The organism is Umboniibacter marinipuniceus (genome assembly GCF_003688415.1).
Classification (GTDB): Bacteria; Pseudomonadota; Gammaproteobacteria; order Pseudomonadales; family DSM-25080; genus Umboniibacter; species Umboniibacter marinipuniceus.
In genome coordinates, this window is sequence record NZ_REFJ01000003.1 from 60,800 (window position 1) to 72,965 (window position 12,166).

Consider the following 12,166-nt stretch of genomic DNA (forward strand, 5'->3'; position numbering starts at 1 on the left):
GATACTTAGCTCTCGCTAAGCTACTGAATTAACTAATTTTTTCACCTTTTCTCTTTACAATTTAAATAGCATGTTTATAATTCGCATCGACTTAAGGCAATGACCTTAAGCGATGAGAAATTGGGGTGTAGCCAAGTGGTAAGGCAACGGGTTTTGATCCCGTCATGCGTAGGTTCGAGCCCTACCACCCCAGCCAATTTCTCTCTCTTCCTTGGGGTGTAGCCAAGTGGTAAGGCAACGGGTTTTGATCCCGTCATGCGTAGGTTCGAGCCCTACCACCCCAGCCATTTCCATCGTCAATTCTCGACAAAACTCATATCATCTTTTCATAATTATTGGCGAACTGATTAGCCCTTCATGCCATCGATGACCAGCCGAGCACATAGCCAATTTAGTCATTTCTCCGTCTCAAACTGTACAATTGCTCGTTAATTTCATAAGGGATTGATTTTGTTTAGCTTTTTCCTAAAAAATGGTTGACACTCAGCGGCTCATCCTTATAATTCCGCTTCGTTAAGGCAAGGTAGCTCAGCTGGTTAGAGCACAGCACTCATAATGCTGGGGTCGGCGGTTCAAGTCCGCCTCTTGCTACCATATCTAAAAAGGCCGTCGTTTTACGACGGTCTTTTTTTTGCTGTGTAAGATAGTTTGGCATTCGCGCCGACATTCTTTAAAATCAACCTAACTAAAAACCTCGAGAGTTGATCATGGGCAGAGCATTTCAAAACCGCAAAGAATCTATTGCAAAGACATCTGACGCTAAATCAAAAGTGTATAGCAAGTACGGGCGTGAGATTTACGTTGTCGCCAAACAAGGTGGCAGTGACCCAGACGGCAATCTTAGCCTTCGCGGACTGATTGATCGTGCGAAGAAGGATCAAGTTCCCTCGCATGTCATTGACAAGGCGATCAAGAAAGCTGAAGGCGGCGGTGGTGAAAATTTTGATCGCGCTCGTTACGAGGGTTTCGGTCCAGGCAACTGCATGGTTATTGTAGACTGCCTAACAGACAATCCAAATCGAACTTTCGGCGATGTCCGCCAATGCTTCACCAAGACTAAAACAAAGATTGGCACCCAGGGTAGCGTCAGTCATATGTTTGATCATAGTGCCATCTTTTCCTTCAAGCACGACGACGAAGATGCAGTCCTTGAAGCGCTCATGATGGCAGACGTGGACGTAAGTGATATTGAGCAGGAAGACGACCTGATCAACGTCTTTGCGCCACAGACAGACTTTTTCAAAGCTAAACAAGCGTTGCAGGATGCGTTCGGCGAAATTGACTTCGAAATGGCTGAAATTCAGTTCATTCCACAAACTACCACCGAGATAAGCGAAGAAGATAGACCCATGTTCGACAAGTTCATCGGGATGCTTGATGACCTAGATGACGTTCAGCGCGTTTATCATAATGCTGAGTAATTTGCTTTGCTAAGATATGAAAAGCCCGAGGCATTCAGCTTCGGGCTTTTTTGTAATCGCTAGGTGACGTCCGTCGACCAAAGTTGTCGCCAGCGCTCAGGTATGTCGTCCGTAAGTAACTGCCCGTTTGCTAGTAGTTGCTCCGGTTCAATACAATCACTAATATTTCCGTCACCATCTCTACGCTTTATCATCCAAGGCTTAAGCTGAGCTGGATCAGCTAAGCCCATAGCGCCGAGTAACTCGAAGAAGTGTTCGCAGGTAGCGGCTTGAAAATTAGCAATCCTGACCGATTTACTTGCCGGGTCCAGAGCGGATGAGCGAACTGGATCTTGCGTTGCGATACCAGTGGGACAGTGATTCGTATGGCAGCTTTGTGATTGTATGCAGCCCATCGCTAACATCATCGTCCGTGCGGCATTGACCACATCTGCTCCCAGCGCCAGTTTCGACAGCACATCGAACCCTGTGGCCGTCTTTCCAGACGCGATCACAGTAATCTCCGAGCGTAGTCCCGCTCCTGTCAGCACTTGATTGACGAAGGCAATGCCCTCGGCTACGGGGTAGCCTAGACGGTTAGAGAACTCTACCGGTGCAGCGCCAGTGCCACCCTCGGCACCATCCACAGTAATAAAGTCAGGAACAATTTGGGTATTGATCATTGCCTTCACTAATTGCACAAACTCAACGGGTCTTCCAAGACAGAGTTTAAAACCCACAGGCTTTCCGCCAGAAAGCGCACGTAGTCGCGCAATATTTTGCATCAAACCCTCTGGCGACGCGGCGAACGGGTGCCTCGCAGGGGAGACACAATCCTCATCGGTTGCGATCAACCGTACAGCGGCGATTTCCTCGGTAATCTTCTCCTTGGGGAGTACGCCGCCATGGCCAGGCTTCGCACCCTGAGAAAGTTTAATCTCAATCATTTTGACCATATCTTTTGACGCAGCTTCTTTGAATTTATCCTCATCAAAAGTTCCGCTAGCAGTTCTACATCCGAATAAGCCAGACCCAATTTGCCAGACCAGATCACCCCCCTGTTGGTGATAGGGGCTAATGCCCCCTTCCCCCGTATTATGATAATAGCCACCGATTTTAGCAGCGCGATTCAAGGCACTAATCGCATTCGCGCTCAGTGAACCGAAACTCATCGCTGAGGTGTTCAAGCGCGACGCCGAGTAGGGTTTGGTGCACGAGGATGAGCCAATGACGTGACGTTTCGCAGCCTCAGTGACCTCCACGGGATAGATAGAATGCTCGATGGATAGATAATTTTCTTCGTAAAGATCGTGCTCGGTCCCGAACGCCTTAGCATCATTTAAACGCTTCGCTCGTCGATAGACGGTATTGCGTTGCTCTCGATTAAAGGGCTTTTCCTCGGTATTCGAGGCAACAAAATACTGATGAATTTCGTCGTGAAAGGATTCGAGGATAAATCGGATGTGCGCCACAACAGGGTATAACGTGGTAATAGTATGCCGATTTAACAAAACGTCATACAGGCCAATGACGGAATAACTGAGTGTTAAGAGCAACAGGAAATAACTATCAAAGACGACGGCGATCCCCGCTGCGAAAACATTACCAACTGTGGAAACTAATAGTAAAACGCGTTGCATTAGTGTCATAGCAAATCCTCTTTGATCTCACTATAGCCTAAACCAATTTTACAACACACTTGAATTCTTAGGACCGACTGCCCTCAACTCGCCTTGAATCGCGCCGCGTCGATAATGCTATAGATATGAATAATCCACCCCAACAATACCAGCCACAGTAATGCGGCGAGCCCGAATTGGATAATTGCCGCCAATAACCGCCCTTGGACTAGCTGCCCTAAACCAGGGATGATAACACTGCAAATTGCCGCAATAACGTTAGCGGTAGAACCTTGGCCACTCATACAACACTCCTCAAAGCTGATAACATTAGTTAAATATATATAACATTAAGTGTAAATACAACCCATATGAATTACCGCTTGCGCGAATATTCACTGCCGATTGTATTGTTATCTGGCTAGTGAACCGTTACTCTTGGAACCATCTAAATAGCTAATTTTAAGGTAGTACCAATCGATGCTAGCCGTATTTCAACCTTTTGTTCGCCTCTGGCAAACGAGTAGTCTCATTCTACAAATCTTCGTAGGACTTCTTATCGGCGCGGTGATTGGACTCGTTGCACCATCGACAGCCGTCTCTCTAGGTCTACTCGGCGACCTGTTTGTTGGCGGTTTGAAGGCAGTTGCACCTATCCTGGTCTTTATCTTGGTTTGCTCAGCAATTGCTAACCATCAACCAGGGAAAAAAACGAGCATCCGCGCTCTACTAGTGCTTTACGGACTCGGTACGGTAACCGCCGCCGTTATTGCGTTATCAGCTAGCACTCTCTTTCCATCCGAGCTCGTGCTGTTCGTTGGCGATACCAGCATTACTCCGCCTTCGGGCATCGGTGGTGTATTGAACACCCTAATTTTCAACATCGTAGCCAATCCAATCGATGCATTGTTATCTGCCAACTACATTGGCATTCTCACCTGGGCTGTATTACTTGGTTTAGGCCTGCAAAAATCAAGTGACACCACTAAACAATCACTCTCTGACCTTGCCGAAGCGATTACGCGAGTAGTGCGCATTGTGATTGCTTTCGCTCCTATCGGCATCTTAGGCCTGGTCGCCTACTCAATCGCGACCACGGGTTTTGAGGCAATGATGAACTACGCACACCTGCTCGCCGTACTCATTGGTTGCATGCTGGTAATGGCGTTGGTAGTTAACCCGCTGATTGTGTTCCTCGTTATTGGCCGCAATCCTTATCCGATGATCTTTCCAACCTTGCTTGCTAGCGGTTTGCCCGCTTTTTTTACGCGCTCTTCGGCCGCGAATATCCCGGTAAACATGAATTTGTGTAAGCGCTACGGCCTACCAGAAGACACCTACGCGGTTTCAATTCCTTTAGGCGCTACGGTCAATATGGCTGGTGCAGCTATTACGATTACAACATTGACCTTAGCCGCAACAGCAACTTTGGGTATCCAAGTGGACTTCGCGTCGGCACTCTTATTATGTGTGGTTGCCGCAGTGAGTGCTTGCGGAGCATCGGGGGTGGCCGGTGGTTCACTATTACTGATTCCGCTTGCCTGTTCATTGTTTGGTATCGATAACGAGATATCTATGCAAGTAGTGGCTATAGGCTTTGTCATTTCGGTACTCCAGGATTCACTCGAAACGGCTCTCAATAGCTCAACGGACGTGGTTTATACCACTACGGCTTGTATTATGGATGATCCCTCGCTGTATAAGAACATCACCGAGCAATAATCCTCCTAACAAAGCGTCCGCGGCTCATGAAATATTTGATTGCCACCACATTTTTGTGGGCCTTTTCTTTTAGCTTAATCGGCGAGTTTCTCGCCGGTTCAGTGAATAGTTATACGGCTGCATTCATCCGCTCGTTCCTTGCGCTTCTCACTTTTACACTGATACTGAGAAAGCCACTAGCGATTGATTCATTGAGTCTGAAGCTTATTGCCATTGGCGGGGTGCAGCTCGGCTTAATGTACGTATGCTATTTTCATGCATTTAATTTTCTTAGTGTGCCGCTAGTTCTATTATTTACTATCCTCACTCCTATCTACGTGACCCTGATCGATGATCTATTTAATTGTCGTTTTCAGCCAAGAGTACTGCTGGTTGCCTCACTAGCTGTGATCGGCGCATTTGTCATTCGCCAACACTCCCCCGGTCAAGATTTCTGGTTTGGCTTCGCAGTCCTGCAGGGCGCTAACGTTTGCTTTGCCTTTGGCCAGGTGGCCTTCAAACGCCTCGCTCAACGGGCGCCCCGCTGCCTCCTTCCGGAACAACAACGCTACTTTTTCCTTGGCGCCACATTGGTTACCTTCATTGCAATGCTTGGTTATGGAGAAGCCCCCACAAATATTACGCTTGAGCAGATAGGCATCCTGATTTGGCTGGGGGTTGTTGCGTCAGGGGTTGGTTACTTTTGGTGGAATCGAGGTGCGGCGACCACCGATACGGGTACATTAGCTATCATGAATAACGCCGTAATACCTGTGGGCTTAGCGGTTAACCTGGCTTTATGGGGTGCCGAGGTGAATGTAACAAAACTACTTCTTGGTGGAGCAATAATCCTGCTTGCCATGCTGTTACATCGGCAACTCAACGCAGCTAACAACTAAACGTTCACAACCTTTCCGTGCTAGACACTGCACTGTGTTTACCCTGACTATCTCGTGCAACTTGCGAAAGAACTTCTCGCTCGGCCACCATGAAGCCCTTAAGCTCCTTGAAAGTTAATCCCTCACGTGAAAGGTAATGCGAAAAAGTCTTGGCGGTAAGCCCGAATTCAGCGGCTACGTCTTGTGCCATGGCGCTAAAATTGGAATCCATGAGAACTACTCGGGTCTTATCTCCCCAGCTCATCTGACAGTAGTCTAATTGCCTCGATTGCGCCGCATTACACTTTGCAAGCGTGAAACGACTTAAATCATAGCTGCTCATACCCGCTGCTTGGAGTGCGCTCGAGTACCGAATAAAAGTCCGATTTCCGCCATAATTGAACTGTCCTAACTGGCTCTGGCTACTTAACTCAGGGGCGCTACCAACAAGATCACCAGAGAGTGTCGCATCGAAACAGTGCATTTCATCCGCGGCGAGGAATTTCAGCATTTGCATGGTAGTCAGCAGTACTAAAAAGTGCAAGAAAGCAGACAGGCCTCCCAATTCCATCGTCGGCGAAAGTACCAGGTCTACGTGGCTATCGCTCTCTTCAACCGAGAGCTGAATATAGCGCTGGATACTTTGAGAACTCTCGGCGAGGAAACCTACTGCACCACGGAAGTCCTCGGCATAGTGAGCCCCGAGGCGAGCCTTACCGATTGCCAAACGACGTGCGACATCGACAGGGTCACTAAAAATGAGATACTGCCCCGTATGGCTCTGAGCCAACGAGAGCAGCAGATTTAACTCCTTAAAACACCATGGTCGGTCAAGATCAGTAAACTCAGCAGCCGAAATTGAAAGCCTTGTGTAAAGGACTGAATCATCAATGCCTTGGCGTCTAAGCTCGTTGAGAATCAGCCGTGGTACGGCCCCACAAGAAACTAGATCTAACCAGCCGGATCGAAATTCAAACACGTTGAAGCATTCCTTTGTTGAAACGAGAGAATAGCTACTACCTACCAGGAATTATTAGCTAATGATTGATCAATGTATAGTCAATTATTCTCGTATCAGATCACTCAAGTGTTTATCACAGTATCACTGAGCAACGAGTAAGGCTAAAATGAGATGATAACTAAAGGGAATTAGCCATGAGCGTACAATTCGTTGACACCATTCTGCACTGCAAATATCTCTTAGCCATCAAGCCAATGACAATTCAGAACGAATGCGCCATTGTCATTGATGAAGGCCAAATCGTAGATTTGGTTGCGTCTCACGAGATCCCCTTCAGCTATCGCGCGGCCGACGAACTCTTCTTCGACAATCATCTCCTAATGCCCGGCTTAATCAACACGCACGGCCACGCAGCCATGAGCCTACTTCGCGGCTTTGCAGACGATTTGGCATTACAAACTTGGCTCAACGATCACATCTGGCCGGCTGAAACCAAATTTGTGAGTGCAGCCTTTGTCGAGCTAGGTACCGAGCTGGCTATGGCTGAAATGTTGATGACCGGCACCACCTGTTTCTCTGATATGTATTTCTTCCCTGACGCTGCCGCTGAAGCGGTAGATAGGGTTGGTATGCGCGCACAAATTGCTGCGACCATTTTTGATTTTCCGTGTAATTGGGGTTCGGGACCAGACGATTACCTCAGCAAAGCGAGAAGTATGGCCGAAGACCTAAAACAGCATGAGTTAATTAACTTTGCCATTGCTCCCCATGCTCCCTATACGGTTAATGATACAAACTTCGCCAAGGCCAAGGCTTTTGCGGATGAATTTGACATTCCGTTGCAGGTTCATCTCCACGAAACACAGCAGGAGGTTGATGACGCGGTAGCCAGTAGTGGCACTCGTCCTCTTAACCGGCTCATTGACAACCAATTTATCGATGCGAAATCACAACTCGTTCACATGACGGCGCTCACTGCCGCCGATATAGAAGCTGTCGCCAAACTTGGGGCATCGGTGATTACCTGTCCGCGTTCAAACCTTAAGCTAGCCTCGGGTATGTGCCCAACCCAGGCGCTATTAGATAACGGTGTTAACGTAGCGATTGGTACTGACGGTGCTGCCAGTAACAATGCTCTAGATATGTTTAGCGAACTCCAATACACCGCCCTTACCGCAAAGATAAAGCACGGCAATCCTGAGGCTATCTCCGCGACAAGCGCCCTAGAAATGGCCACAATTAATGGCGCCAAAGCGCTGGGTGTGCAGGATATCTGCGGAACACTAGAACGCGGAAAGTCAGCTGACATGATTGCAATTGATATGAGCGGGATCGACTTGCAGCCGTGCTTCAATCTTATTGCTGAACTCGTCTACTCACAAATAGGTCATCGGGTAACGGACGTTTGGGTGGCCGGTAGACGCCTCGTTCAAGACCAACAACTCACCACTATCGACAACAAACATCTGCGGTCGCGAGTACAAGCATTCACTGAGCAAGCGCTGACTAAAACAGCGAAGGATTGATAGGGGTTAATTGCCAATTGATTGCGGTCTGACCGTGAGCTTCTAGCCAGCGATTCGCTTGACTAAAATGGCGACAGCCAAAAAAACCCCGATGGGCCGATAGCGGCGAAGGGTGCGCTGCCGTCAGTACTAGGTGTTTATCGGCATCAACCAACGCGCCCTTGGATTGAGCAAACGCTCCCCATAGTAGAAATACGATGCCATTCGGCTGATTGTTAAGCGTCCGAATTATTTCGTCGGTAAACGCTTCCCATACCGCAAGCTGTGCGCCAGGATCGCCAAGAGGTACAGTTAATGCGGAATTAAGTAGCATTACCCCCTGCTCTACCCATTCAGAGAGGTTCCCATGATCAACAGGATAGGTTTGCTCATCCTGAGCCAGTTCTTTTAGGATATTCTTTAACGACGGTGGGACCCGCTGATCATCAGGGACGGAAAAACTCAGACCTTCAGCCTGATGTGCTCCATGGTAGGGATCCTGCCCTAAAATCACCACCCTAACCGCTTGAGGCGCAAGCATCTCAAACACTCTAAACCACAACGCTTTGGGCGGTGTTAGGTCTGTTCTAGTCAACTGATCCCGGTTATCTCGGATTAACTGGGACCAAGCTGCACCCAAGAAAGGGACCCATGAATTGGGAAGTGAAGGTAGATTTTCTTTCATCTTCATAGTCTACCGCTGATTGGGTCGGTGAGCCACGATCAGCCAACAAAAAAATGCCGACAAAAAAATGCCGGCATAAGCCGGCGAAGAGGACAGATGTAGCTGAGCCACACCTTGTACGGGATCTATTACTGAGCGTTAAACATGGCTTGAGCCGTATCAAGCATTCGATTCGAGAAGCCCCACTCGTTGTCATACCAAGCCATTACTTTAACGAGTTTGCCATTGACGCGCGTCTGAGTTGCATCAATGGTTGAACTCGCAGGATTGTGGTTAAAATCGCTCGAAACTAGCGGTAGTTGATTAAAGCCAACCACACCTGGCGTCTGCTCGGCTCGCAAACGAAGGATTTCGTTAACCACCTCGACACTAGTATCCTTTTCTACTAACACCGTCAAATCAACCAAAGAGACATTCGCCGTAGGAACACGAACCGCCATGCCGTCTAGCTTCCCTTGAAGTGCGGGTAAAACAAGACCTACCGCTGCTGCCGCACCAGTCTTCGTTGGCACCATATTGTGTGCCGCGGCGCGAGCTCGATACATATCTGAATGAGGTCCATCCATCAACATTTGGTCAGCGGTATACGCATGTACGGTAGTCATATTACCCTGCACTATAGTCAACGCTTTATGGAGAGCTTGAGCGACAGGTGCAAGGCAATTAGTGGTACAGGACGCATTAGACACCACGGTATCCAATGCCGTTAAGGTATCGTCGTTAACGCCGAAAACAATAGTTTTATCCGCATCGGCCACTGGCGCACTGCACAGCACTTTTTTTGCACCGGCTTCCAGATGTACGCCTGAAGCGTCCTTAGAATTAAAGCGTCCCGTGCACTCCAGTACGATATCAACCTTAAGATCAGCCCATGGCAACTTGCTTGGATCCGCTTGAGAAAGCAATGTTATCTGGTCATTCGCAATGGAAAGTTGATCACCTTCAAGCGCTACAGTTTCTGGAAAAACACCATGAACAGTATCGAAATTGAGCAGGTGCGCACGATGTTCGTTGGACATCAAATCATTGATTGCTACCAATTTAATTTTGTTATTGGCCCCAGACTCATATAGCGCTCTAGTAACCATACGGCCAATACGTCCAAAACCATTAATTGCAACGTTAATCATTTTACTACCTTATTTATAATCTTATGACAGTTATTTTCGCGTATCCGCGAGACTCTTTTTGACACGCTGATAAGTTGATTTAGCGCGCTCGCCACGGAGGCGGTACATAGCTGTTGACAGCAGATCCACCCACATCATCATCAGCAACCGGGAGCTCATTGGGGTTACGAGCTCAGTATTCTCAGTGGAGCGAATAGGTAGGACGAAATCGGCAACCTTAGCCAATGAACTCCCTGCGCGGGTGATTGCAATGACCGTAGCGTTGGATTGCTTAGCTAACTCTGCTACCTCGATGGTCAATGAAGTTCTCCCAGTAAACGAGAACAGCACAATACAAACCGATTCATCCGCCGCTACCGCAGCCATCCGCTGCTTCAATATATCCTCGTAGTAAACGGCAGATACACCCATTCGAAAAAAGCGGTGTTGCGCATCAGCCGCCACGGCTGCGGCAGCACCGATCCCATAAAACTCTAATCGCTTTGCTTTATTTAACGCTTGCTCCACCGCGTTCATATCAACCGAGTTAACGGCGGCAGGCAGCGCATCTAAATCTGCCTTAGCCTGACGAATCAAACCGTGGACGATATCGCTGTCGGAACTATCATCAATAACACCACCGCTAAACTGCGCATCAACGGCAACTGACGATGCCAACTTAAGCTTAAGGTCCGGAAATCCATCACAACCAAGACGTTTGGCGAGTCTGCCGACCGTTGGCGGACTGACTTCAGCTTTTGCTGCTAACTCGGCAGTGCTGATGCGCGTTGCCGAGACAACATCCGCTAAAATGACTTCCGCTACTGCACGTTCCGCAGTTGAAAGACTAGCCAGCGACGCTTCCATTTGAACTTGTAATTCAGACACAGTAATTACACCTCATGTAATTTGATTACATATTACCGCATGATATCACCAAAGCAAGTCATTTTATTTCAATGTTTTATTGCCACACTCTCTGGGTGGTTTAAACTAGCGGAAACTTTCTCAAAGAGAACTCTCAATGGATTTGACTTTTTTACGTTCTATCATCGGTATCTTGTTCCTCTTGACGGTGGCCTACTGCCTCTCGAAGCATAAGGACAGGATTAATTATCGTACCGTTGTGAGCGCGTTCTTACTGCAATTTTCCATTGGCGCTATGGTGCTCTGGTGGGAGCCAGGTAAAGACATGCTGTTCGCACTATCTAACGGTGTCAGCAATGTCATCGCTTATGGTACAGAGGGAATTAGCTTCATCTTTGGGCCCGAGATTGCCGCCGGTGGCGGCGGCAGCATCGGCTTTGTTTTTGCCTTCATGGTACTCCCAATGATCATCTTTATTTCTTCATTGATTGCCGTGCTCTATTACATTGGCTTAATGGAATGGGTAATTCGCATTCTTGGTGGCGCACTCCAGCGAGTAACCAAAACAAGTCGTCCCGAATCGCTTTCTGCCGCCGCAAACATATTTGTTGGCCAAACCGAAGCCCCCTTGCTGGTTAAACCGTTCTTACCAACAATGACCAGGTCTGAACTCTTTGCCGTCATGGTTGGCGGGCTCTCTACCGTAGCGGGTTCCATCATTGCGGGCTTGCTGGCAGTAGGTATTGAACTGAAGTTTTTAATTGCCGCTAGCTTTATGGCTGCACCGGGAAGCTTACTGATGGCAAAGCTCATCTTGCCTGAGGTAGAAACACCCAAAGAAAGCTTGGCGGAACTCGACGAACAAGAAGATGGACCGGTAAATGTTATCGATGCTGCCGCATCTGGGGCGGCAAGTGGCATGAAATTGGCCGCTAATGTCGGCGCGATGGTACTAGCTTTTGTATCACTTATTGCCTTGCTGAACGGCTTCCTAGGATGGTTTGGTGAAGTAACAGGAATTGCCGGCTTCCTCGCGATTGATGCGCTTAGCATGGACTATCTGTTAGGTAAGCTGTTCCAGCCGGTCACCTGGTTATTAGGCGTCCCATGGAACGAAGCTTCAATTGCTGGAAGTTTCATCGGTCAGAAGATTGTGATCAACGAGTTTGTAGCCTATCTTGAATTTGCTCAAATCAAAGAAACACTTAGCCTCAACACTCAGGTTATAGTGACTTTCGCACTCTGTGGCTTCGCTAACTTTTCTAGTATCGCCATTTTGGTTGGTGGAATTGGAGGAATGGCGCCGTCCCGACGCCACGAAATTGCGAAACTCGGTTTACTAGCGGTAACTGCCGCAACCTTAGCGAATTTAATGAGCGCCACACTTGCTGGCTTCTTTATGGCTGTGTCTTAGCTGAACCACTAATAGTGCCCGGTCACT

Annotated in this window: 11 protein-coding genes and 3 tRNA genes; 8 read left to right on the plus strand and 6 right to left on the minus strand. The window is 48.2% G+C overall.

The genetic code is table 11. The features are described from left to right. Window positions 1–121: 121 nt before the first annotated feature. The 4 genes from DFR27_RS06535 (at window position 122) to DFR27_RS06550 (ending at window position 1,421) form a co-directional block, all read left to right on the plus strand. Window positions 122–196: transfer RNA gene (locus tag DFR27_RS06535), tRNA-Gln, on the plus strand. Window positions 197–212: 16 nt separating this feature from the next. Next, window positions 213–287, plus strand: a tRNA-Gln gene (locus DFR27_RS06540). A 230-nt stretch (window positions 288–517) separates the two neighbouring features. Beyond that, window positions 518–594, plus strand: a tRNA-Met gene (locus tag DFR27_RS06545). A gap of 113 nt (window positions 595–707) precedes the next feature. Then, window positions 708–1,421 carry a YebC/PmpR family DNA-binding transcriptional regulator gene (locus tag DFR27_RS06550; protein WP_121876663.1) on the plus strand — a complete coding sequence of 238 codons (714 nt, stop codon included), beginning with the start codon at window positions 708–710 and terminating at the stop codon, window positions 1,419–1,421. A gap of 59 nt (window positions 1,422–1,480) precedes the next feature. On the opposite strand, the gene DFR27_RS06555 is transcribed toward DFR27_RS06550, so the two are convergent. Then, entirely contained in the window at window positions 1,481–3,049 is a 1,569-nt protein-coding gene (locus DFR27_RS06555; protein ID WP_121876664.1) for an FMN-binding glutamate synthase family protein, read from the minus strand. Window positions 3,050–3,123: 74 nt separating this feature from the next. Beyond that, entirely contained in the window at window positions 3,124–3,324 is a 201-nt protein-coding gene (locus DFR27_RS06560) for a hypothetical protein (RefSeq protein ID WP_121876665.1), read from the minus strand. A gap of 175 nt (window positions 3,325–3,499) precedes the next feature. Here DFR27_RS06560 and sstT point away from each other — a divergent pair, with 175 nt between their 5' ends. Both sstT and DFR27_RS06570 read left to right on the plus strand, forming a co-directional pair. Continuing rightward, the gene (gene sstT, locus DFR27_RS06565; protein WP_121876666.1) at window positions 3,500–4,741 is read left to right on the plus strand and encodes a serine/threonine transporter SstT; all 1,242 of its coding nucleotides are present in this window, start codon (window positions 3,500–3,502) and stop codon (window positions 4,739–4,741) included. Window positions 4,742–4,767: 26 nt separating this feature from the next. Next, on the plus strand, window positions 4,768–5,619 hold the full coding sequence (locus tag DFR27_RS06570; RefSeq protein ID WP_121876667.1) for an EamA family transporter: 852 nt from the start codon (window positions 4,768–4,770) through the stop codon (window positions 5,617–5,619). 4 nt (window positions 5,620–5,623) lie between these two features. Here the strand turns inward: DFR27_RS06570 and DFR27_RS06575 are convergent, their stop codons facing one another. Continuing rightward, window positions 5,624–6,577 (minus strand): hypothetical protein, encoded by a 954-nt coding sequence (locus tag DFR27_RS06575; RefSeq protein WP_121876668.1) that lies wholly within the window; start codon window positions 6,575–6,577, stop codon window positions 5,624–5,626. Between the two features lie 176 nt (window positions 6,578–6,753). Here DFR27_RS06575 and DFR27_RS06580 point away from each other — a divergent pair, with 176 nt between their 5' ends. Beyond that, on the plus strand, window positions 6,754–8,085 hold the full coding sequence (locus DFR27_RS06580; protein ID WP_121876669.1) for a TRZ/ATZ family hydrolase: 1,332 nt from the start codon (window positions 6,754–6,756) through the stop codon (window positions 8,083–8,085). On the opposite strand, the gene ung is transcribed toward DFR27_RS06580, so the two are convergent. From ung to DFR27_RS06595, 3 genes are all read right to left on the minus strand, one after another. Then, a complete protein-coding gene (gene ung, locus DFR27_RS06585; RefSeq protein WP_121876977.1) occupies window positions 8,066–8,749 on the minus strand; it encodes a uracil-DNA glycosylase in 684 nt (227 codons plus the stop codon). The two genes, DFR27_RS06580 and ung, sit on opposite strands and share 20 nt — an antisense overlap. A gap of 128 nt (window positions 8,750–8,877) precedes the next feature. After that, on the minus strand, window positions 8,878–9,879 hold the full coding sequence (gap, locus tag DFR27_RS06590) for a type I glyceraldehyde-3-phosphate dehydrogenase (protein WP_121876670.1): 1,002 nt from the start codon (window positions 9,877–9,879) through the stop codon (window positions 8,878–8,880). Window positions 9,880–9,909: 30 nt separating this feature from the next. Then, complete coding sequence (locus DFR27_RS06595; protein ID WP_121876671.1) at window positions 9,910–10,746, minus strand: SIS domain-containing protein; 837 nt, start codon at window positions 10,744–10,746, stop codon at window positions 9,910–9,912. Window positions 10,747–10,882: 136 nt separating this feature from the next. Here DFR27_RS06595 and DFR27_RS06600 point away from each other — a divergent pair, with 136 nt between their 5' ends. After that, window positions 10,883–12,139, plus strand: a complete 1,257-nt coding sequence (locus DFR27_RS06600) for a NupC/NupG family nucleoside CNT transporter (protein WP_211327588.1) — start codon at window positions 10,883–10,885, stop codon at window positions 12,137–12,139. The last annotated feature ends 27 nt before the right edge of the window (window positions 12,140–12,166 follow it).

Bases quoted from the DNA above. Each gene is read 5' to 3' on its own strand.
- DFR27_RS06550 (WP_121876663.1), top strand. From the start codon at position 708: ATGGGCAGAGCATTTCAAAACCGCAAAGAATCTATTGCAAAGACATCT.
- DFR27_RS06555 (WP_121876664.1), bottom strand. From the start codon at position 3,049: ATGACACTAATGCAACGCGTTTTACTATTAGTTTCCACAGTTGGTAAT.
- DFR27_RS06560 (WP_121876665.1), bottom strand. From the start codon at position 3,324: ATGAGTGGCCAAGGTTCTACCGCTAACGTTATTGCGGCAATTTGCAGT.
- sstT (WP_121876666.1), top strand. From the start codon at position 3,500: ATGCTAGCCGTATTTCAACCTTTTGTTCGCCTCTGGCAAACGAGTAGT.
- DFR27_RS06570 (WP_121876667.1), top strand. From the start codon at position 4,768: ATGAAATATTTGATTGCCACCACATTTTTGTGGGCCTTTTCTTTTAGC.
- DFR27_RS06580 (WP_121876669.1), top strand. From the start codon at position 6,754: ATGAGCGTACAATTCGTTGACACCATTCTGCACTGCAAATATCTCTTA.
- ung (WP_121876977.1), bottom strand. From the start codon at position 8,749: ATGAAAGAAAATCTACCTTCACTTCCCAATTCATGGGTCCCTTTCTTG.
- gap (WP_121876670.1), bottom strand. From the start codon at position 9,879: ATGATTAACGTTGCAATTAATGGTTTTGGACGTATTGGCCGTATGGTT.
- DFR27_RS06600 (WP_211327588.1), top strand. From the start codon at position 10,883: ATGGATTTGACTTTTTTACGTTCTATCATCGGTATCTTGTTCCTCTTG.